Origin of the sequence: Peribacillus sp. NPDC097895, from assembly GCF_050277555.1 — a bacterium.
Classification (GTDB): Bacteria; Bacillota; Bacilli; order Bacillales; family DSM-1321; genus Peribacillus.
The window spans coordinates 1-21,416 of record NZ_JBNNSH010000010.1 but is presented as its reverse complement, the minus strand read 5'-3'; the positions used below and the strand labels follow the sequence as shown (position 1 = coordinate 21,416).

Annotated in this window: 16 protein-coding genes and 2 pseudogenes; 11 read left to right on the top strand and 7 right to left on the bottom strand. The window is 40.0% G+C overall.

Annotated features, from left to right (window positions below; genetic code table 11):
• Nucleotides 1–25: 25 nt before the first annotated feature.
• Nucleotides 26–449: pseudogene (locus tag ACQKMH_RS26135) on the bottom strand (ABC transporter ATP-binding protein); the annotation flags it as partial.
• Here ACQKMH_RS26135 and ACQKMH_RS26130 point away from each other — a divergent pair.
• Nucleotides 443–1,228: pseudogene (locus ACQKMH_RS26130) on the top strand (alpha/beta hydrolase); the annotation flags it as partial. The pseudogenes ACQKMH_RS26135 and ACQKMH_RS26130 sit on opposite strands and share 7 nt — an antisense overlap.
• 249 nt (nt 1,229–1,477) lie before the next feature.
• On the opposite strand, the gene ACQKMH_RS26125 reads toward ACQKMH_RS26130, so the two are convergent.
• A complete protein-coding gene (locus ACQKMH_RS26125; RefSeq protein WP_427590240.1) occupies nt 1,478–3,211 on the bottom strand; it encodes an AAA family ATPase in 1,734 nt (577 codons plus the stop codon).
• Between the two features lie 257 nt (nt 3,212–3,468).
• Here ACQKMH_RS26125 and def point away from each other — a divergent pair, with 257 nt between their 5' ends.
• Complete coding sequence (def, locus tag ACQKMH_RS26120; RefSeq protein ID WP_427590239.1) at nt 3,469–4,047, top strand: peptide deformylase; 579 nt, start codon at nt 3,469–3,471, stop codon at nt 4,045–4,047.
• 35 nt (nt 4,048–4,082) lie between these two features.
• On the opposite strand, the gene ACQKMH_RS26115 is transcribed toward def, so the two are convergent.
• Nucleotides 4,083–4,778, bottom strand: coding sequence for an SGNH/GDSL hydrolase family protein (locus ACQKMH_RS26115; protein WP_427590238.1), 696 nt, complete (start codon nt 4,776–4,778; stop codon nt 4,083–4,085).
• 136 nt (nt 4,779–4,914) lie between these two features.
• On the bottom strand, nt 4,915–6,429 hold the full coding sequence (locus ACQKMH_RS26110) for an MDR family MFS transporter (protein ID WP_427590237.1): 1,515 nt from the start codon (nt 6,427–6,429) through the stop codon (nt 4,915–4,917).
• 129 nt (nt 6,430–6,558) lie between these two features.
• Between ACQKMH_RS26110 and ACQKMH_RS26105 the strand changes: the two genes are divergently transcribed.
• The 4 genes from ACQKMH_RS26105 (at nt 6,559) to ACQKMH_RS26090 (ending at nt 11,184) form a co-directional block, all read left to right on the top strand.
• The gene (locus ACQKMH_RS26105) at nt 6,559–7,044 is read left to right on the top strand and encodes a MarR family winged helix-turn-helix transcriptional regulator (protein ID WP_427590236.1); all 486 of its coding nucleotides are present in this window, start codon (nt 6,559–6,561) and stop codon (nt 7,042–7,044) included.
• A gap of 170 nt (nt 7,045–7,214) precedes the next feature.
• Nucleotides 7,215–8,060, top strand: a complete 846-nt coding sequence (gene efeO, locus ACQKMH_RS26100) for an iron uptake system protein EfeO (RefSeq protein WP_427590235.1) — start codon at nt 7,215–7,217, stop codon at nt 8,058–8,060.
• Entirely contained in the window at nt 8,061–9,347 is a 1,287-nt protein-coding gene (gene efeB / locus ACQKMH_RS26095; RefSeq protein ID WP_427590234.1) for an iron uptake transporter deferrochelatase/peroxidase subunit, read from the top strand.
• 85 nt (nt 9,348–9,432) lie between these two features.
• Complete coding sequence (locus tag ACQKMH_RS26090) at nt 9,433–11,184, top strand: FTR1 family protein (protein WP_427590233.1); 1,752 nt, start codon at nt 9,433–9,435, stop codon at nt 11,182–11,184.
• A gap of 40 nt (nt 11,185–11,224) precedes the next feature.
• Here ACQKMH_RS26090 and ACQKMH_RS26085 read toward each other — a convergent pair whose 3' ends face one another.
• Nucleotides 11,225–11,650: a DUF4395 domain-containing protein gene (locus tag ACQKMH_RS26085; RefSeq protein ID WP_427590232.1), complete on the bottom strand. Its 426-nt coding sequence runs from the start codon at nt 11,648–11,650 to the stop codon at nt 11,225–11,227.
• Nucleotides 11,651–12,225: 575 nt separating this feature from the next.
• On the opposite strand from ACQKMH_RS26085, the gene ACQKMH_RS26080 reads away from it, so the two are divergent.
• The 5 genes from ACQKMH_RS26080 (at nt 12,226) to ACQKMH_RS26060 (ending at nt 19,494) form a co-directional block, all read left to right on the top strand.
• Entirely contained in the window at nt 12,226–12,597 is a 372-nt protein-coding gene (locus ACQKMH_RS26080; protein WP_427590231.1) for a MerR family transcriptional regulator, read from the top strand.
• Between the two features lie 189 nt (nt 12,598–12,786).
• Nucleotides 12,787–14,085, top strand: coding sequence for a hemolysin family protein (locus ACQKMH_RS26075; protein ID WP_427590288.1), 1,299 nt, complete (start codon nt 12,787–12,789; stop codon nt 14,083–14,085).
• Nucleotides 14,086–14,408: 323 nt separating this feature from the next.
• The gene (locus tag ACQKMH_RS26070) at nt 14,409–17,210 is read left to right on the top strand and encodes a response regulator (RefSeq protein WP_427590230.1); all 2,802 of its coding nucleotides are present in this window, start codon (nt 14,409–14,411) and stop codon (nt 17,208–17,210) included.
• Nucleotides 17,211–17,242: 32 nt separating this feature from the next.
• Nucleotides 17,243–18,076, top strand: a complete 834-nt coding sequence (locus tag ACQKMH_RS26065; protein WP_427590229.1) for a CheR family methyltransferase — start codon at nt 17,243–17,245, stop codon at nt 18,074–18,076.
• A gap of 275 nt (nt 18,077–18,351) precedes the next feature.
• On the top strand, nt 18,352–19,494 hold the full coding sequence (locus ACQKMH_RS26060) for a PP2C family protein-serine/threonine phosphatase (protein ID WP_230161153.1): 1,143 nt from the start codon (nt 18,352–18,354) through the stop codon (nt 19,492–19,494).
• A 65-nt stretch (nt 19,495–19,559) separates the two neighbouring features.
• Here the strand turns inward: ACQKMH_RS26060 and ACQKMH_RS26055 are convergent, their stop codons facing one another.
• Both ACQKMH_RS26055 and ACQKMH_RS26050 read right to left on the bottom strand, forming a co-directional pair.
• Nucleotides 19,560–19,730 (bottom strand): CsbD family protein, encoded by a 171-nt coding sequence (locus tag ACQKMH_RS26055; protein WP_230161152.1) that lies wholly within the window; start codon nt 19,728–19,730, stop codon nt 19,560–19,562.
• Between the two features lie 79 nt (nt 19,731–19,809).
• The gene (locus tag ACQKMH_RS26050) at nt 19,810–20,568 is read right to left on the bottom strand and encodes an alpha/beta hydrolase (protein ID WP_427590228.1); all 759 of its coding nucleotides are present in this window, start codon (nt 20,566–20,568) and stop codon (nt 19,810–19,812) included.
• Nucleotides 20,569–21,416: the final 848 nt, after the last annotated feature.

Here is a 21,416-nt window from a genome sequence, read left to right as displayed (position 1 = left end):
GCTCCAATCAACTATGTTATAAAATTTAGATGGAAACCATAAAACAAACGGGAGCCCCATTGGCAGGATCTATCATGACCCTTGCATGAATACGAAAAGACTTCTTCTAAAACGGCAGGTGTAATGATTTCGCCAGGTGTACCGATTTTAACGATTTCTCCTTCTTTCATCGTTATGATTTCATGTGAAAACCGAGAGGCATGGTTGATATCATGCAGTACCATCGCGATGGTTTTTTTTTGTTCCCTGTTAAGTCTTTCAACAATTTGCAAGACCTCTAGTTGATGAGCCATATCAAGGTCGGTGGTCGGTTCATCTAGTAATAAAATCCCCGTTTGCTGTGCTAAAGCCATTGCTAGCCAAACCTTCTGTCGTTGGCCACCGGATAAATTTGCGATCTGCCGGTTTCGAAATGAAAGGGTTTTTGTGATATCCATGGCCCATTCAATCTTCGTGTACAGGGAAACATGAATACCAAACCTTTGTATCAAAGCCATTGGAAGAGCCGCCACCCTCGGGGTATCCAGTCATTTATTTGCTAGATGTCAATTCTGTTTTTGGAACGGTGGTTGAGGCGGTACGATTGCAATCACGACGGCCGGAAAAGTCAGGGGTGGTTCCCGCCATCATTGTGGGTATTGGATATGCCACCCATGCACCATTTTCTTCTGAACGTTATTATGATTTCACTCTGCCCGTTGCGGTTAACGAGTTACCTGTAAGACCAGATGGAAGTCCATGGCCTTCACATGGAGGAGCGGAAAACTTTCTGAGATTCATAGAAGAGGATTTAAAACCGGAGATCGATAAAAGATTTAAGGTCGATCATAATAGCCAAACGCTCTTCGGGCATTCCCTTGTCGGCCTTTTCGCTTTATATGTTCTTTTTGAAAATCCGTATGCTTTCCAAACTTAAATTGCTGGAAGCCCATCTCTCCATTGGAATAAAAAGTGGTTCCATGAGGAGGAGGATAGGTTTCTTTCTCGATTAGATCAAGAAAAAGGTGACATTTCCTTATTGCTAGGCGTGGGGAAGCTGGAGGGTACCCATAAAAGCGGCATGAACGAAAATGCTTTAGAATTATCAAAACGATTATCCTTGAAGGATAGGGGAATGAATGTTCAATTCAAGGAGTTTGAAGGGGAAGGGCATCTTTCAGTTTTGCCACCTTTGATTAACAGGGCCTTACATTTTGCTTTGAAGAGAAATGTGCCTGGTAAGAAATAGGTCTTTCTCAGTAAATCCATGGAAGCACTTGACCAAATATTGTTCTTTGGATTGCAGTAACAGGGAAAGGAAAAACCTTAAAGGAACAAACCGTATAGACTGAGGACGAGGAATTTCCATCTGGTTAATTTCCCTGCATTCATTCTGCTTTGCGGCTTGCTTCCATATATGATCAAAAAAAAGAGCCTGTTCGATTGGAAACAGGCTCTACATATTACATTAGGACTTAAGGCCTAATGTAAAAGAGTATTACGCATTCGAGCATACACTGGTTATTTCTGAAGCATCAACGATACGCTGAACTTCTGATCCTTCGAGTGTCTCTTTTTTCAATAGCTCCTCAACGAGCTCTTCATACTGTGGACGATTCGAATCAATCAACATTTCTGTTTCAGAAATCGCCTTCGTGAATAATTCCTGCATCTTTTGCTCCTTCTCACCTTTATTAAAGGTGAGGGTAAATCCATCTTGAAGCATTCCGGTATCGACCATTTGTTCAAGCAGGTGCTTAGCCTGTTGTACATCTCCGCCTACACCGATGCTATGTTCTCCTAAATACATTCTTTCCGCCACGCCACCTGCTAAAATCATTTTGACTTGATCAAGTAATTCACTGGCTGTTGCCAGATGGAGTTCTTTTGGTATCGGTGCTACATATCCAAGGGCTTCCCCACGCGGTATGATGGTAGCCTTTCGAACGGAACCGGGCTTTGTCAAAGCTGCAATCAAGGCATGTCCACTTTCATGAATGGCCACGCGCCGCTTCGTATCCACATCATTCAGGGTACGTGATGTCGCTCCAAGTATCGTACGGTCAATGGCGTAATCAAGATCCTGTTTACGAATCGTATCCTGTTCATTCCTAAGGGCATGACGTGAGGCAGTATCGAACAGGGAGCTTAAGTCAGCACCAGAGAAACCTGATGTACTTTCCGCCAACTCATCCAGGGAAGCAAGGACATCTGTCGCTAGACGCTTTCCTTTCGTATGGATATCGATGATTTCCTTTCTTCCTTGTGTATCTGGAAGTGGAACTTGGAAAGAGAAATCGATCCTGCCCGGACGTAGAAATGCCTCATCGAGCATATCTTTCCGGTTGGTCGCTGCAATGAATAAAATGCCTTCATTTGGATGGCCTCCATCCAATTGCACAAGCAGTTCAGTTAACGTTTTTTCGCCTTCTTCCCCGCCATGAGCTTTCCTTTTACCAGCCAACGCGTCCACTTCATCGATGAAAATGACAGCTGGCGATTGCTTACGTGCATTTTGGAAAAGGCTGCGGACTCGGGCTGCACCGACTCCAACAAACATTTCGTTGAAGGCTGAACCGCTCGTTGAGAAGAAGTTTGCACCAAGCTCTTTTGCGATTGCTTGTGCAAGCAGGGTTTTCCCCGTTCCAGGGGGGCCGTATAATAAAATGCCTTGAGGCGGTTTAATTCCAATCTTTTCTGAACGCTCAGGTTCCTTTAATGTAGTAAGGGTCTGTAGGAGTTCTTGTTTGATTTCGGTTTGCAAACCGCCTACATCATCCAAAGTTATCTCTGGCAGGGGCTTTGGGGTGGAAAGGCTTTGTTTTTTACTGCCGACCCGCAATCCGCCCTTTGATTTTTTCTGTATAATGACAGCGGTTGTAACCAGAGCCGCCAATAATCCGCCGAAAATCCATAACGCAGATTTATTAGTTGATGAAAAAGAATATTGAACGTTATAAGTTTCGACAAGCTTATTGATCATTTGACTGTTGGGAGGAATATTAGAAACATATTCTCCATCTGGTGTGGTGATGTGAAGAGTGCCATTTCTTTTTTCTTCAATAGAGACAAGGGCTCCATTTTGGGCTTTAATCGTCTTTTCTACCGAAGAAAATGGGATGACCGTATCCTTTGACTGAGTTACAACATACCAACTGATTCCGCCAATTATCACAATGAAAGCCGTTATGAACGGCAGCAACTTCGAAACTAATTTAGAGTTCGAGTTCAATTTTTCATCTCCTTTAAGGAATATATATTCAGTATAAAATTTTTAAACATGTAATCTATAGGTCTTTATGCTCTAAAATGAAGGTAAATAATGTTAAAGTCAAGAAAATATCCTTTCTATTATGAAAAAGTTAAGAATGGAGTCAGAAATTTTTAAATATTTAATCCACCCTGCGTATTAGACTTTTTAAATACGAAATGCTAAAGTGAAAAGGTCTAAGTCATGAAAAATAAAATGGTAGAAGAGTGTGAATTTTTATGAGTAAATTTATAAAAGACTATATAATTACGATGAAGGATATTGTTAGAGAAGGAGATCCAATTCTGCGTCAGGTAACGGATGAAGTCAGCCTGCCGATTTCGGATGAAGATCGTGAAACGTTGGAATGCATGATGCAATATCTGAAAAACAGCCAGGACCCAAAACTCCAAAAGAAATACAACTTACGTGAAGGTGTCGGGTTGTCTGCAAATCAGATAGGCTTGAATAAACGCATGTTCGTCTTATACTTTCCAGATGAAAAAGGGAAGCTATATGAATATGCTCTTGTGAATCCGAAAATTATCAGTCATTCCGCTACGATGATTTATTTACCGCAAAGTGAAGGCTGCCTCTCAGTCGACCGTGATATTAAAGGCTATGTACCGCGTTATGAACGGGTTAAAATTAAAGCGTTGGATAGTAATGGTAAGGAAATAGAGATGCGCCTGAAGGGCTTTGCTTCAATCGTGTTCCAACATGAGTTAGATCATTTAAATGGGATGATGTTTTATGACCGGATCAATACCGAGAACCCTTTCAAGCTTCCGGAAAACGTGGAAGCGAAAAGTCTGTAAAACGAAAAAAGGCAAAGCGCCATGCTTTGTCTTTTTTATTTGCTTTTTCTCTCAGCCATATACTTCTGCAAATCACTGTATATGGCCATGCTCATTTGCTGGTATCCTTCGGAAGTGAGGTGGATGCCATCATCGCTAATCAAGCGATTCAAGTCGCCAGAGGATTTAATGTAGGACCGGACATCGATCAAAGGCACCTTTAGTTCTTCAGCGAGGCTTTTTAATTGACGGTTATACATCCCATGCCAATGTTCGATACCCCCGACATGGGAAACGAAATGTCCGATCGAATGCCCGAACTTATCAGCGATGGATCTGTAATACCTGGCAGGATCCAGTGGTGGAAGTGTTAAAAGGAAAGGTGTAACATGCTTGTCCTGAACCTGTCTGACAAGTTGGGTGATATTTTCCAGATAGCGTTCGATGGGAACGATTGGCAGATGATCACCTTCTGGATTTTTGGCTACTTCGGCCCATTGGAAGTTACAGTCGTTTCCCCCGACCTCTATTAATACGATATCGGGATTTTCAGACATGACATCTTTCTCGACCCTGCTAACCAATAAGTCGGAGTTGTCATTGAAAACCCCTTTATTCAAAACTTCGACAAATGGCAATGATTCCGTAAGCTTAGCTAAAGAGTTCGGATAATTTTCTTTAATAATGCGTAGCCGGCCTTTAACATAAGAAATGCCTCTGGTTAAACTGTCTCCAAAACATACGATCTTCAAATTTCTCACCTCAGTATGTGAATGTGTTACTTATCATTTTAGTGGGAGAATGATTTTTCGGCAATCTTTACACCTATTTAAATAGAAGAGATGAAAACTAACAAAAAAAGCGCTGGAGGTCCAGCGCTTTTTTTGTTTATTGTAATGATTCCTCTTTTGGAGATGTTTCTACTCTTGTTTTTCCCATAAAGAACACTGTGATCGCTGCAAGTCCGATCGGAATGAGGGCCAGAGTGAATATTAATGAAATCGAATCAGACATTGCATGAACAATTTTATCTAAGACAAAGTCTGGAATCTCGGCACGTGCATTCGACTCGAAGAGCTGACGTGGGTCCTCCATCAATCCGTTTGTATCCGGGCCTCCTTGCATGCCTTTAAATGCATCCGTCATTTTACTTGTGAATACATTGTTCTGAATCGCTCCATAAATTGTGACACCAAGTGTCATCCCAAAGGACCGGAGGAATGAGTTTGTTGAGTTGGCCGATCCACGGAATCTAGGTTCCAAATTATGAATGGAGGCAATAGGTAAAAGGGAGAAGGAAAAGCCCATGCCAAAACCAGTCAGAATCATGTACAAGGTTAATAAAGTCCTGCTTGTATCAGGGGTAATGGTCCCTAATAGGAGCATCCCGGCAAAATAACAGATGACGGAAATTGTCATTAAGTTGCGAAAGCTTGTCTTTGTATTGAAGATCCCGCCAATTGCACTTCCGAATACAGAACCAAGCATCATGGGGGTGAGGATCAATCCGGCATTTGTGGCGGAACCCCCGTAAACTGCCTGTACGAAAATTGGGATATATACGGTTAAAATAATGAATGTACCGCCATAAAGAATGGCCAAAATTTGAGAAGTGGCAAACAATCGCCTTTTAAATAGCCATAATGAAATGATTGGATCCTTTGCTCTTTTTTCAAAAAAGAAGAAAGAAACGAAGAATACCACAAAGCTAGCAAACAGACCGATGATAGGATAAGAATTCCAACCATATTCTCCGCCCAGTTCGAGCGCAAACATTAAGCTAATAACGGCAATGACGAGAGTTGCTGCGCCACCCCAATCAATTTTCTGCTCTCGTGTGTTGGTTGATTCCATGTAATATCTCCAAATGAAAAATAAAGAAATGATTCCAATCGGAACATTGACGTAGAAAATCCAATTCCAGCTCGAATATTCGGTAATATAAGCACCTAATAGCGGGCCCAATACGCTTGAGGCCCCAAAAACAGCGCCGAAAAGACCTGTTAATTTTCCGCGTTTCTCAGGCGGGAAAATATCAAAAATGATAGTAAAGGCAATTGGCATCAAAGCGCCTCCGCCTATCCCTTGGATTGCACGGAAGATACTTAACTGCACTATGCTTTGCGCCATGCCACATAAAGCGGACCCGATTAAAAAGACTATGAGACCAAAAATAAAAAACCTTTTTCGTCCATACATGTCGGAAAGCTTACCGAATATCGGCATACTTGCCATCGTGGCGACCATATAGGCAGATGTCACCCACACAAACTTATCAAACCCGCCTAATTCAGAAACAATCGTTCCCATTGCAGTCGCAACAATCGTATTATCCATTGCTGACATTAAGATACCCAATAATAAACCGGCAACAATGAATTTTTGGTTTTTTTGTTCGTTCATTTATTTTCCTCCTTCGTATCAACCAATTCATGATTTTCCTTTACATGGTTGAAAGGCAAACGTTAAGATAAATCAAAACATTTATCTTGAAAATCAAGATAAATTTAAGTGTAAAAGGGGTGGCATTTTATGTCAAGCGATAATGGGATCAATCCAGCTCTGTTAGAGAGTTTAACACATAGCTTGCAACGGTATGGGATGAGATCCGTTTTATTTCAACAAAACATGGCGCAGAAAATAGGGGTGACCCATACAGACTTAAAGACTGCTGAAATATTGAATGAAACAGGACCGATAACCGCAGGTGAACTATCCAAAATTACAGGATTGAGTACGGGTTCTGTTACCGCACTAATCAATCGCCTTGAGAAATCCGGGTATGTGAAAAGAGAACGAGATCAAAATGATGGAAGACGGGTTATGATTGCACCGATTTCCGAAAGACAGGAACAGATTAAATCACACTATAAATCGCTCTCCATGGCCACCAAAGATTTATGTTCCGCTTATAGCGAGCAAGAGTTACTATTTATCATTCAATTTGTTGAGGATATCACAAAAATCATGGACAAAGAAAATGACATGTTAATGAGTGAGCGTGAAGGTAGTTGCTAGGAAGGCTACCTTGAAAGTATGGGCGCTTTTGTAGGGAAGTAAAAGGTCACATGGGTGAAGATTTTTGAAGGGAATGAAAAATGTTACATTTCCAATAAAATATATATTGATAATGATTTTCATTATCTGCTAATATGAATCTACAAAACAATTCAAAGGGAGAATACAAAATGAAGAAAGCAAAAGTGTCATTAGCAGTCTTATTATCAACCAGCCTATTATTTGGCTGTTCGCAGGAAAAGGAAGATACTAAGCCGGCAGATGATAAGGCCAAAGAAACGAGTGCAAGCAAGCTCGATGATGTATCTAGTGAGTACCGTGAATATGCGATTAGTGAAATAGAAGAGTTTGTAAAAGCAACGGAAGAATTTACGACGGCTGTATCAACCGGTGATATTGAAAAGGCGAAGGAAGTATACGCTCCAGCGCGTATGCATTATGAGAGAGCGGAACCGATTGCCGAAGTATTTGGTGACCTTGATCCCAAAATTGATGCTCGCAAAGGGGACGTCAAAGATGAAGAGTGGGGCGGTTACCACCGGATCGAAATGGGATTATGGGAAGAAAACACAACCAAAGGGTACGAGAAATATGCCAAGCAATTAATGAGTGATGTCAATCTGCTTCGTGCCAAAGTTGAAACGGTTGAGGTAACACCGGATTTGTTAATCACAGGTGCGGTTGATTTATTGAATGAAGTTTCTACCAGCAAAGTTACAGGAGAGGAAGACCGATACTCTCACACGGATTTATATGATTTCGTGGCAAATGTTGAAGGTGCAGAAAAAATTTACGAACTGTTGACACCTGCACTTAAAGAAAAGGATGAGAAGCTTGCTTCGGAAATCCAACAACGTTTTGACGATGTATACGGCCTGCTTGAAAAGCATAAAGATGGTGATGGCTATATCTCTTATACGGATTTAAAAGAGTCCGAAGTTAAAGAGTTAAGTCAAGCCATTGATGCATTAGCCGAACCACTTTCGCAAATAGGGATTGTAACGGAGGAATCATAATTGAAGGAAAAAACGCCGAATGACGAAATCGAGCTTTTTACTAAAAAAGTAAGTCGTCGAAATATGTTAAAGACAGCAGGAGTCGGTGGAATCGGAGTCGTGGTAGGAGCATCTGGATTAGGAGGACTGTTAAATCTTTCAGATTCAAAGGCAAAGGGGCAAACTAAAGATGTCGTCCCTTTTTATGGTGCTCATCAAGCTGGCATCACCACTGAAGCGCAAGATAACCTTTATTTCGCATCATTGGAAGTAACGACAGATAAAAGGTCGGACCTAATCCAATTATTCAAGGACTGGACAGAGGCTGCTGCTCAGATGACAGCGGGAAATTTGATTGGTGAAGCATCCCTTAATGCAAATATGCCTCCAAAAGATACGGGGGAAGCAAAAGAATTATCACCTTCCAATTTAACGATAACTTTTGGAGTGGGTCCGACACTGTTTTCGAAGGATGGCAAAGACCGATTTGGTTTGAAATCTAAAACCCCTGCTGAATTAAAGGACTTGCCCAAATTCCCTTTAGATGCCTTGGAAGATTCATGGAACGGTGGGGATATTTGCATTCAAGCCTGTGCAGATGACCTTCAAGTCGCTTTCCATGCCGTCCGAAACTTAGTGAGAATCGGAAGAGGGAAAGTGATCATTCATTGGGCACAGACAGGTTTTCAACGAACTAAGCAAGCCGATTCACAAAAAACGACACCGCGTAACTTATTCGGGTTTAAGGATGGGACGGTCAATCCGGATACGAATAATAGCAGTGAAATGAATGAGCATGTATGGGTAAAGGCAGGGGACGGACCTGACTGGCTTGTTGGCGGTAGTTATATGGTGGTGCGCAGAATTCAGATGTACATTGAGGTTTGGGATCGTACCGTATTGAGGGAACAAGAAAATACGTTTGGACGACATCGCGACAGCGGAGCTCCATTAGGGATGAAAAAAGAGTTTGATAGCGTGGATTTAGAAGCCAAAGATCCAAATGGAAATCGGATCATTCCAGAAGATTCGCATATGAGTCTATCCAGGGGTGACGGAAAAGCAAAGATACTGCGGCGTCCTTATTCATATGCAGACGGAATGGATCCTAAAACGGGAAGTTTCAATGCGGGCCTGCTATTCATTTGTTTTCAGCGCAGACCTAGTAAACAATTCATTCCTATACAGGAGCGACTAGCGAAAAATGATAAGCTTAATGAATATATCGTTCACCGGGGTAGCGCCATGTTCGCTTGTTTACCAGGTGCGAAAAAGGGCGGGTATATTGGAGATTCCCTTTTTGGATAAATGGAATATAAAATGAGGACGTGAAATCGCCAGCATGGATGCTTATCCGGGTTGGCGATTTTAGTTCATGATAGGAGGGACCAGTATGACTGTTTCTAGATTGAAGAGTGGGATATTGATTTTAATAGTCGGTCTTTTATTTATTTCATCTTCTGTAAGGATTGTTTCAGCGGGTGAAAACCATGATCAGCTTTTTGTTTATATTGGCGATAGTCTAATGAAGGTAAAAGCCGGGGATCTTGAAGAAGTATCGAAAAATATCGATCGATTCGAGAAGGATTGGAAAGCGATTAAAACGGACAGCGAAGATGCGAAGAAAGTCGATACGCAACTATCAGCGGTAAAAAGTGCTGTGAGAGACCAAGCCACCAAGGATGAAATCAAAAAGCGGCTATCGGCATTATCTAGTGCTCTTGTTACATATGATACGAATGAAAACCCAGTTGACAAGACGGACTATAAAGATCGGTTACAAGCGATAATCCCTTTAATAGATGAGTTGGACGCTTTGATAACGGAAGGAGACTTTGATCAAGCTAAAGTTCAATATACGAACTTGCTGAATCAATGGACCGACGCAGAGGTCGTTATAAGGGAGAAAAGTGTTGCTACATATGGTGAGATTGAGACAAATATGGCCTTTGTACGAATAGCCATTACACAAGATCCGCCTGATCCAGATAAAGCAAAAAAGAGCCTAGCTGATCTGAAAGGTATATTGGAGGATTTCCTTGCTGGTAAGGTTGCAGAAGGAAACCAGAAGACCTATTCACTTGGAGATGTAACGCAGCTCTTACAAGGAAGTATAACGAATATTGATAAGGATGACATCGGTTCGGCGGTTGATCAGTTAAACAAAATTTTAACGATTTGGCCTAATGTTGAAGGAGAAGTCTCAACAAGGGACAGCAAGCTTTACAGCGATATGGAAACGAAAGTCCCTACCGCAATCAGCTTATTGCAATCGAAAAAGGTAAAGGCTGAGGAAGCGAAGGGAATCGTTTCCGATTTAAACACAAGGTTACTCCCCTTGATTGATGATACGAGTTATACAACATGGGATGCCGCACTGATTCTTTTACGTGAAGGGTTAGAAGCGCTTTTGATAGTAGCTACATTACTGTCGTTCCTAAAAAAAATTGGACAAGCGGACAAACAAAAATGGATTTGGACAGGGGTTGGTGCAGGCTTAGTTGCCAGCTCCGTATTGGCGGTCATTATCAATATCGTTTTCTCCCAGATTACGGCTGCGTCAAGCCGGGAATATATTGAGGGAATCACTGGGGTAGTAGCGGTATTGATGATGTTGACAATTGGTCTTTGGCTTCATAGTAAATCGAATGTCCATGCATGGAACAGGTATATCAGCAAGCAAATGAACCACGCCATTGCGACGGGAAGCATCATTTCTTTCGCGCTTATTAGCTTTTTATCCATATTCCGAGAAGGTGCGGAGACCATTATCTTTTATGCTGGAATGGCGCCTTATATGGAATTAAAGCAGCTACTGAGCGGAATACTCTTGGCCTTCCTCATTTTATTGGTCATTGGCTTCATCATGCTGCGCTATAGTGTGAAATTACCGATGACCCTATTCTTTAAAGTGGCAACGATACTCATATATGTCTTGGCTTTCAAGATTCTTGGAGTCTCCATCCATTCGCTTCAGGTTTCGCAAATGATACAGACAAATACAATCAGCTCCTTCCCATTCGTAGAATGGATAGGTCTTTATCCAACAGTGGAAACGCTGGTGCCGCAAGCTGTTTTAATTCTTTTGATCGCGTTGGTAACTTATTGGGTTAAAAGGAGCAATTCTTTACATGCAACCGAATAAAAAGGTGGGACTGTCGTATGTCAGTCCCATCTTTTTAGTTTTAGCGAAGAGATCGTTGATGGGAATGTCGTTTCCACTGGAAAAGGATAAAGCAGCCGATGCAGAATCCAAGAATGGCTATGAAGGAAGCTAATCCGACCATCAAAGTGAAGATATAACCGACCACGTTCCAACCAAGCAAGAAAGAAATTAAACCGAGACCTAAGCAAACGACGGCAATAACCTGGTTGAACTGTTGCTGTGAATGATCTTCAGGAATATAATCGGAGGGCTTTTTTTTCAGAAAGGGCTTTGCAAGACGCATAACTGGATTGAAATTAAAGAGAAGACCTGAAAGTCCCGCCGCTAAGGGAATCAGTAATATCCATATTTGCCCCGTCAATAAGGCAGTGGTTACGCTTAACAAAATGACCCATTGATTCGTTCGTACCAAGGGACGGGGGATTGAGCGGATTTCATCCGTCATACTAACACCAACCTTCCTGATGAGTTTTGTTACATTTACTCCTTTTTATAATCACTTGGGAAGTGAGATGCTTATAAAAAGGAGTAAAATGAAAGTCTTGTCTATTATTTGTAATAATTTTAATGTAGTATTGATTATCATTTGGTAAGTGGTATAATAATATTTAACAAGCATTAATAAAGTGAGGAGGACAGTATAAATGGTAGCAAAAGTCTGTGAAACATGCGGGACACCAATAAAGAAACTAAAGCATTCTTCCCTATGCCAGTGCGGTCCTAAAATATTGAGCAATCATTTTACAGTAAAAAAATAAAATCCACAGGTCAAATCATAGATTAAACCGATTATTCAACTAATCGGTTTTTTGTTTTCCCATGAAGGGTATAGATAAAGCAATAATATCTGTTTATCCAATAATAAAAATTTTTCATTTCAGTTAAAATAATGTACGATTAGAGGATAGAATAAAACGTCACAATGGAAATGACATAATTTCAATTTGTCTAAACCATCACGCGACGGTTTGGAGGGGTTATATTGGGAACGAGACATTAAAAATTGGCGAGTTGGCGGAAATGGCGAATGTTACGAAACGAACCGTTGATTATTATACGAACTTAGGTTTGCTTAAAGCAGAACGTTCCGCCTCCAATTACCGTTATTATTCAGTCGGTGAACTTGAAAGGCTACGCTTGATCGAGGGATATAAAAGAAAAAACCTCTCATTAGAAGACATAAAAAAAATAATGAAACAAGACAAGGAAGCTGCATTAGCAATTGAAGAAACAGGGCTTCAACTGAAACGCAAAATGGATGGCCTGAACGAGGAAATTCAAGAGGTCATCAGCTTGATTAAAAAGGACGAAAAAAATGAGCTTCTTCTAAAAAAACAGATTTCCCATGAAAGCATGGCCTTGATCCAATCATTATTAGTTTTGCTAGTATGATTAAAATTTATTCCCTATAGTTTAATGCATAAAGGTGCATATTAACGATATAGGCTAAATGGTTTTGTTATAAGGCAATCGCTTTTTGCAACAAAAATAACCATTTATACAGGAGGTGCTTGGGATTAAACCGTGTATGTCCAGTCCGAATGTTATAAGGGCAGATATTCCATGGTCAACCCGCACATATTGGAGATTTTTATAAAATTATTAGCAGTAGCTGTATTAATAGCATTAACCGCATTTTTCGTTGCCTCGGAATTTGCAATCGTAAAAGTCAGAAGTTCCCGCATCAATCAATTGATTGAAGAAGGGCATAGAAATGCACTTGCAGCCAAGAAAGTGACGTCTCATATCGATGAGTACTTATCTGCCTGTCAATTGGGTATTACTGTAACGGCCTTAGGCTTAGGGGTGTTAGGTGAACCGACCGTTGAGGCAATTTTAAAACCATTGTTCACTAAATGGGGATTAGAGGAATCCGTAGGTCACATCATCTCATTCATAATCGCATTTGGTTCTGTAACATTCCTGCACGTTGTAGTCGGGGAACTGGCGCCAAAAACTGTTGCGATTCAAAAAGCGGAAGAAGTAACCTTACTTTTTTCCAAGCCATTAATCCTCTTTTACCGCATTTTGTATCCCTTTATATGGTTACTGAATGGTTCTGCCCGCATCCTAACAGGCATATTCGGTTTAAAGCCTGCTTCTGAGTCCGAAATGGCCCACTCGGAAGAGGAACTGCGCATCATTTTATCAGAAAGCTATAAAAGCGGTGAGATCAATCAATCGGAATATAAATATGTAAATCAGATATTTGAATTTGATGAGCGTATAGCCAATGAAATTATGGTTCCGCGTACGGAAATGACTGTTATCGAAAAGGGCATGCCTTTATTGGAAGTTGTTGAACTGATTCAAGAAGAGCAATACACAAGATACCCGGTCATAGACGGTGATAAAGATAATGTCGTGGGCATGGTCAACATCAAGCGTCTTTATACCGCGACGATTACAGAAGAAAATGTATCGGCATTGACGGTTGATTCATTTGTAACTCCTGTCATTCGAGTTCTTGAAACAATCGCCATTCATGATCTGCTGCTGAAAATGCAGAAGGAACGGATTCATATGGCAGTTTTGACAGATGAATATGGTGGAACTGCAGGTTTGGTAACTGTGGAAGACATTCTTGAAGAAATTGTCGGGGAAATACGTGATGAATTTGACCAAGATGAACGTCCGCTTATTCAAAAAATTGATGAGGGACATTATATATTCAACGCAAAAACATTAGTTGAGGATGTCAATGATACCCTTGCAATAGATTTGCCAGAGGATGATATCGATACATTGGGCGGATGGTTCCTGACAGGAAGATTTGAGATTGCGATCGGGGATAAAATTGAATACGCCGGATATGAATTTACCGTAAAGGAAATGGACGGCCACCATGTTTTATATGTTGAAGTAAAGAAAACTAAATAAACAGTACCGCAATAAAAAACCGAAAGTGAAATTTTCGGTTTTTTATTATGGAGTTCATAATGAATGACCTTTGGGTTTTTAAGACCGTGGCAAAAGTGGAGTTCCACTTAATTGGAAAATGAATTCATTTTAAATAACCCTGTAGAGAACCATTTTATGTTGGAAAATGTTAAAATGGAGTTTGAGCAATGAATCTATCTATATATCATGTTAAATGAAAGCCTATAAGGAAAATAAGTATTACGAATTGATAGGATAAAGATTATCTTGCACTGCCGTTTATTACTGGCTGTTCATAAATAAGTATTGAAGGTGGCGAAAAAATGGGTTTTAAGAAGAAGCAAATGTTAGGGTTCGGTTTAATCTTGCTTTTCTTGGCTATATTACTTTCTTTCATGATGATTACGCTTAACAATTTAAAAAGCAGCATGACTGAAATTGTTGAAAATCGCTATGAAAAAGTTCAAGCTTCGATGGAAATCCGTCAGCTGTTTTCAAGGTCGGACCGTGAAATTTTGTTTGCTGCAAATGATGCAAACAAAGAAGAAAGAGCAAAAAGCCTTGAAATCATCAATGAGAATCATAGTTTGATTGAATCGAAAATTGCTGGGTTATCAGGAACCTTAAATAAGGTAAAAGCAAAGCAATTATTGAAAGAGTTCGAAACTCAATATGCTTCTTACTCCATAACCGAGGCTGAAATCATTCAAAAGATACAAGCGGGAAACGCTTCGGATAGTCTTTCCAATTTGATGGATGATCAAAGGGAAAAACGGACGAAAGTCATCAGTACAATGGATGACTTTAAAGATTACCAAGAAGGTGTCATGAAAGATACCTTAAATAATTCGAAACAAACCTATGAAGATATGATTGGTTTTGTAGTTTTTGCTGTTATTCTAAGCATTTTAGTTATTTCTGTTACGGTTGTTTGGATGATTCGCAGTACTTCGAAGGATCTGCTATCCATTACGAAGGTCATCAATAATATCGATTTTAAAAATTTATCGGTAGTACCAAGAGTACCGGTTCGAACTAATGATGAGATTGGTGATATCGCCCGATCCTTTAATGATATGGCGGAATCGCTCGAAGCCTATAATCAAAAAGAGAAAGATTTCACTGAAAAGATCAGTGAGCAGAACTGGATCCAGACCCGTGTTGCGGATATGGCCACCATGTATCAGCGCATTGTTGATGTGGAAGTTCTGGCTGACCGGTTCATTACAAGACTTGCACCGATGATGGGAGCTTCAATCGGAGCTTTTTACGTCAAGCGCGGTCAGGGTGACGATATGCGTTTTGTGAAGCTTGCCAGCTTTGCAGGAGATGGCAAGGACTCAGGCAGACGTGAATTCAGATTGGGAGAGGGCTTGATTGGACAATGTGCCCTTGAAAAGAAATCGAAAGTCATTAACGATATCCCTGAAGACTTTCAGTTGGTTACAACAGGGCTTGGTGAAGTCAACCCGAAAAGCATTGTCATAGCGCCAGTCGTTTTTGAGGATGAAGTTGTAGCGATGGTCGAATTGGCAAGTTTGGAAGACTTTACGCAGATACAAAAACATTTCCTATATCAGGTTCTCGATACTCTAGGTATCACGATTAATAATGTAGAAGGCCGGATGGAAATTGAGCGTTTATTGAAAGAATCACAGGCACAGACTGAAGAGTTACAGGCTCAATCGGAAGAATTGCAATCACAGTCAGAGGAAATGCAAGCCCAATCAGAGGAACTGCAAACACAGGCTGAAGAGTTGCGAATGATCAATGAGCAATTGGAAGAGAGAAACCGTGAAACTGAAGATAAATCGAAAGAGCTTCAAGTCGCAAAACTAAATCTTGAAAAACAAGCGGAAGAATTAAAGTTAAGTTCAAAATATAAATCGGAGTTCATGGCAAATATGTCACATGAATTGCGGACACCGCTCAATAGCATTTTGATCTTATCAGAAATGCTTTCTGATCCAAATGAAAGTAAATTAAATGAAGAGCAACAGGAATTCGCCCGTGTCATTAACTCATCGGGCCAAGATTTATTAACGTTAATCAATGATATTTTGGATTTATCCAAAGTTGAAGTTGGAAAGCTCGAAGTGGTCTTTGACGAAATGAATATGAGTGAACTCCCTGAGTTATTGCATCGTAACTTCGACCATGTAGCGAAGAAAAAGAACATTGACTTTAAAATAGAAAAAGATAAAAATGTTCCGGATATTTTCTTTACGGATGAACAACGCTTCCAGCAAATTTTGAAAAACTTGTTATCCAATGCATTTAAATTCACAGAAAAAGGTTCAGTTACTGTCCAAATCAAAAAAGCTGAGGAAGAAAATGTTGCTCAATGGATACAGACAAAAGGAGCAAGCAATTGGGTTGAAATCAAGGTGACGGATACCGGCATCGGAATTTCAAAAGAGAAGCAAAAAATTATCTTTGAGGCGTTCCAACAGGGTGACGGAGCTACAATGAGAAAATATGGAGGAACAGGGCTTGGGCTATCCATTTGCCGAGAGTTTGCTAAACTCTTGGGAGGCTGGGTCATTGTAGATAGTGAAGAGGGGCATGGCAGTACCTTTACCTTCTTTATTCCAAGCATGCCAGAGGGCTTCAAAAATGTTGGTGAAGCAATAGCTGCTTCTCCAGAAGTGGCAGCAGCTAACCACGATGAATCTGCTGCACCTTTTGACAATCAGAAGGAATCTGATGCAGGAATAAACAATGAAGAAAGTCCGAATGAGGCCAAACCTTTCTGCAATAAAACAGTACTTGTCGTCGATGATGACCACCGAAATATATTTGCGCTGAAAAATGCCCTGAAGCACGAGGGAATGAAAATCCTTACAGCTGAAAATGGCTATGAATGTTTGGAACTCCTTGAAAAAGGAAATAATATAGATGCAATATTAATGGACATCATGATGCCAGGCATGGACGGTTACGAAACGATGACTAGAATTCGCGAGCAGAATAAGTTCGAGAATCTTCCGATCATCGCGCTAACGGCCAAAGCGATGAAGGGCGATAGGGAAAAATGCCTGAAGGCCGGCGCGTCCGATTATGTCAGCAAGCCATTAAAATTAGAGCAGTTACTATCCGTTCTGAGGGTATGGCTGACTGATTAATTGATTGATAGAATGAGTAAGGAAGGTTTTGCATGAAGGATACTTTAACTGTTGAAGAACGTGAAGATATAGAAATCGAATTATTGTTACAGGCGATTTATTCTGTTTCCGGCTTTGACTTTCGCAAATATATGCGGACTTCAATAAAAAGAAGAATCGAAAATCGAATGAGGCTGGATCATATTCGCAGGATTAGCGGAATGATTGAATTGGTTTTATATGAAAAAGGGTATGTTGAGAAGCTTTTGAAGGATTTTTCGATAAACGTCACTGAGATGTTTCGCGACCCGGAATTTTTTAAAGCTTTTCGTTTGAATATTGTTCCGCTCTTGAAAAACCTTCCCGAAATCAGAATTTGGCATGCAGGTTGTTCGACTGGTGAAGAAGCCTTCTCCATGGCCATCATCCTTAAGGAAGAAGGGCTTTATGATAAGGCAAGGATTTATGCGACCGATATGAATGAAGATGTCCTCCGTCACGCGGAAAAAGGAATACTGCCTTTAAACAGAATGCAGTCTTATACGAAAAACTATATGCACGCTGGCGGTAACCAGGAATTTTCGGAGTATTACACAACCGATTATCAAAATGCTTATCTTGATTCGAGTCTTCTTAAAAACATTGTTTTTTTTCAGCATAACTTAGTTACTGATGGTTCGTTCAATGAGTTTCATATCATCATGTGCAGGAATGTAATGATTTACTTTACCGGTGAATTGCAGACCTATGTTAAACAATTGTTTTATGACAGTCTATGTAAAGATGGATTCCTTGCAGTTGGTAGCAAGGAAACACTTCATACCTCAACCTTTTTGGAAGAATATGAGGAGTTTGACTCAAAAGAACGAATTTATCGGAAACTATAAAAGGGAAGAGTTCGCTTATATGCGGACTCTTTCTTTTTTATTTAGAGAATTTTTCAGGATTTTATATTTTTATGTTTATGGTGTGAAAGGAAAGGGAATATACAAGAAGTTAGTCTGCAAGCATAACTGCCATCGTGGTTTATTATTATTATTAGAGCCTATATTTCGTTATAATAAAATAGAAATAAATCACGCTATGGGAGCTTTATTAATGTGCTGATCCATATATAAAGATAATGTTGCCGCTCGATATAAGCCAAAAGGGGAATGAAAGAATGACGATTTTAATCGTAGATGATAACCAGGTAAACCTTTTCGTTATAGAGAAAATTTTAAAGCGGGCTGGCTATACGGATTTTCTATCATTAACTTCAGCTGTTGAGATGTTTGAATATTTACAGGTGGATAGTCCGCAACCAAAAGAGACTTCCGTTGACATCATTCTTCTTGATATCATGATGCCGGAAATCGATGGAATAGAGGCATGCAGAAGACTTCAAAGCATTCCTCACCTTAAAGATATACCCGTTATTTTTGTGACCGCTCTCGAAGATTCAAACAAGGTGGCCGAAGCACTTGATGTGGGCGGAATAGATTATATTATGAAGCCTATAAATAAAATAGATTTACTCGCGAGAATACGCGTAGGGTTAAGGCTTAAATATGAAAAAGATTGGCATAAAACGCAGGATGAAAAAATTCGCAACGAATTGGATCTGTCCATGCAGGTTCAAAGCAGCTTGTTAAGTGAGCCTATTGTAGGTGATCACTTAACCATAAGAGCATCTTACTTGCCTGCAAATAAATTAGCAGGGGATATGTACTATTGGCATCGTATTGATGAAAATCGTTATGGGATCATCCTGTTGGACATGATGGGGCATGGCATTTCCGCCTCACTTGTGTGTATGTTCATTTCATCCGTTTTGAGGGATGCCATTAGAACGCATACGGATCCAGTGGCAGTCATAAATGAAATGAATCATTGGATGAGTATCCTTAACAAGGAAGATAACCAAGTGCATTATTATTTTACCGCGATATATATGATCATAGATACAGAGCAAAAAACGGTGGAATATGTTAATGCTGGACATCCACCAGGCTTTGCTTTAATGGATGATGGAAAAGTGGCCTCGCTTTCAAAAGGGACATGCCCCGTGGGTTTCTTCACTGAGATGAAAATAGAGAAATCCACCATTCATTATGAAGAACGGATTCAGCTTCTGTTATTCACGGATGGAGTCATGGAGGCTATAGATCGAGAAGGGACGGAAGGGCTGGACCAAATACAAGAGGCGGTCACGACGAGATGGTTTGATTGTAAAGAAACCGCCCCTATTGATTTTGTGATGCCTTCGGATATGCAGCAAGATCAACCCGATGATATGTGTGTTGTGGTTATTCAAGCTAATTGAAAAGGAAGAGGCGGCAGGTTTTCTGCCGCCTCTTCTCTATAGTGTGGATCCTATTAGAATGTTCGTTAATGTTTATTCTTTAATTTACTAATGTCATCTTGAAGATTGCCTTTTAATTTATCGACTTTTCCTTCTGCTTGTAAGTGAGGATCATTTTTCGCGTTTCCGACTTGGTCTTTCGTTTCACCTTTTACCTTATTTACAGTACTTTTAACTTTGTCTGATAATCCGCTCATTATGTTACCTCCCTTTTCTTTATATACTATATATACCCGTGAAGTGTATACGTAAACCCATTAGTATAGAGAAAAGAGGTTACGAAGCAATTGTTGCCCTTTTACTGTGCCTTTGAATGAACTGATAAGACTTTTCAATAATATGATCTTTATCATGATCCATTGATGCCACATGATATGAATTTTCAAGGGACACCATTTCCTTATCATCGGATGTGACAGTTTCATATATTTGATAGGAACATAAGTCTGGTACAACGTGATCTTCTGGAGAATGAAAGATAAGTATTGGACATGTAATGTTTTCGAGTCGTTGACTTGTATGTTCCATTATATCAAGCAATTGATTAATCGCTTTAGAGGGAACTTGGTCATAGGTGATTTCTTTAGTGGTAGCGTCCTTTATGTCAGCTTTGCCTTCAGGAATGAAGCGTGGATCCGATTGGTTACGATATACTTCATATTCCGGAACTTGGAGAGCGGCGTTAATTGTGAGAATCCCATCACAAGCTACTTTTGTCGCTAAATCAAGGATAAGAGCGCCACCCATCGATTGTCCTATAGCGAAAACATGTGTGCAGGTTCGCTTTAATTTAGCATAGGCCATTTCAACATCTTGTATCCATTCCTTATAAAGGATCGTTTCCATTTCAAGTTCATCCGTTCCGTGACCAGCCAAACGAGGAGCGAAGACAGTAAAGCCTTTGGCAGCAAAGTTTTCACCTAAATACCTTACGCTTTGTGGTGTTCCATTAAAACCGTGGCAAATGAGGATACCGATAGAATTGCCGGGTAAGAAAAAAGATTCCGCACCTGGTATTACCTTTGCTGCTGTCATATATCCATCTCCTTTAATTTTTAAAAGTCAGTGTGTAAATGCACAATATTAACTATTCCGATTATATTACTTGGTTATATAATAGCATAACGGGAATGGGGTAGTCAACTTGGTTATATCTCTATCATCATTAGATTAAGAAGCAGCTTATGTTCCATAAAACCACTGATATCCTATTTATGGTGCGGGATAGGATGGAAAAGCTGCAGTGGAATCTTCATTTTCCTTGATGAACGCTTTTCCCGAGGAGAAGGAACCGATAGACGCGATAGTAATAAGGGAAAAAGATGATTTGATCGAGGGGAGGGACAAGGCAAATCTTTTTATATTTCTTCTTTAACCTTCTTTATACCACGGAGATTGATACTACTTAATCAACAACAAGACAACCTTGTGTATTTACAACTCTTTCTATTATATAGGTACTATCTGACTTTGAATTGTTGATTAAGAATAAGCTAATAAACTGGTCAGGAAATAAAATATATCAATACAGAGAAAAAGCATTGACTTTAAAGTGAAATAGGATTAATATAAATAAGCACCAACTAAGACAAACGAAAAATTTCATCCGCTTTTGGTAGATTAACTGAAAGAAATAATAACTATTGACTTCTTACTATGAAAATGATAAGATGAAATGGTCGCTGAGAAACACAGCGATTTAAAATAAGTTAAAAACTTCGCAGAAGTTGACAACTAATCAATAGCGTGTTATGATGAATAAACAGAAGTTCGAAAGAACGATTTGTGAAATTGCTCTTTGAAAACTGAACAAAACAAAGCGCCAACGTTAAATTTTAAGTGAGCACACACTATTAAAAAAGCAAATGAGCAAGTCAAACATT

Excerpts from the sequence above, each read along its gene's own strand:
- ACQKMH_RS26080 (WP_427590231.1), top strand. The coding sequence starts at position 12,226 with ATGGCGAATGTTACGAAACGAACCGTTGATTATTATACGAACTTAGGT.
- efeO (WP_427590235.1), top strand. The coding sequence starts at position 7,215 with ATGAAGAAAGCAAAAGTGTCATTAGCAGTCTTATTATCAACCAGCCTA.
- ACQKMH_RS26065 (WP_427590229.1), top strand. The coding sequence starts at position 17,243 with ATGAAGGATACTTTAACTGTTGAAGAACGTGAAGATATAGAAATCGAA.
- ACQKMH_RS26070 (WP_427590230.1), top strand. The coding sequence starts at position 14,409 with ATGGGTTTTAAGAAGAAGCAAATGTTAGGGTTCGGTTTAATCTTGCTT.
- ACQKMH_RS26090 (WP_427590233.1), top strand. The coding sequence starts at position 9,433 with ATGACTGTTTCTAGATTGAAGAGTGGGATATTGATTTTAATAGTCGGT.
- def (WP_427590239.1), top strand. The coding sequence starts at position 3,469 with ATGAGTAAATTTATAAAAGACTATATAATTACGATGAAGGATATTGTT.
- ACQKMH_RS26105 (WP_427590236.1), top strand. The coding sequence starts at position 6,559 with ATGTCAAGCGATAATGGGATCAATCCAGCTCTGTTAGAGAGTTTAACA.
- ACQKMH_RS26110 (WP_427590237.1), bottom strand. The coding sequence starts at position 6,429 with ATGAACGAACAAAAAAACCAAAAATTCATTGTTGCCGGTTTATTATTG.
- ACQKMH_RS26055 (WP_230161152.1), bottom strand. The coding sequence starts at position 19,730 with ATGAGCGGATTATCAGACAAAGTTAAAAGTACTGTAAATAAGGTAAAA.
- ACQKMH_RS26050 (WP_427590228.1), bottom strand. The coding sequence starts at position 20,568 with ATGACAGCAGCAAAGGTAATACCAGGTGCGGAATCTTTTTTCTTACCC.
- ACQKMH_RS26060 (WP_230161153.1), top strand. The coding sequence starts at position 18,352 with ATGACGATTTTAATCGTAGATGATAACCAGGTAAACCTTTTCGTTATA.
- ACQKMH_RS26085 (WP_427590232.1), bottom strand. The coding sequence starts at position 11,650 with ATGACGGATGAAATCCGCTCAATCCCCCGTCCCTTGGTACGAACGAAT.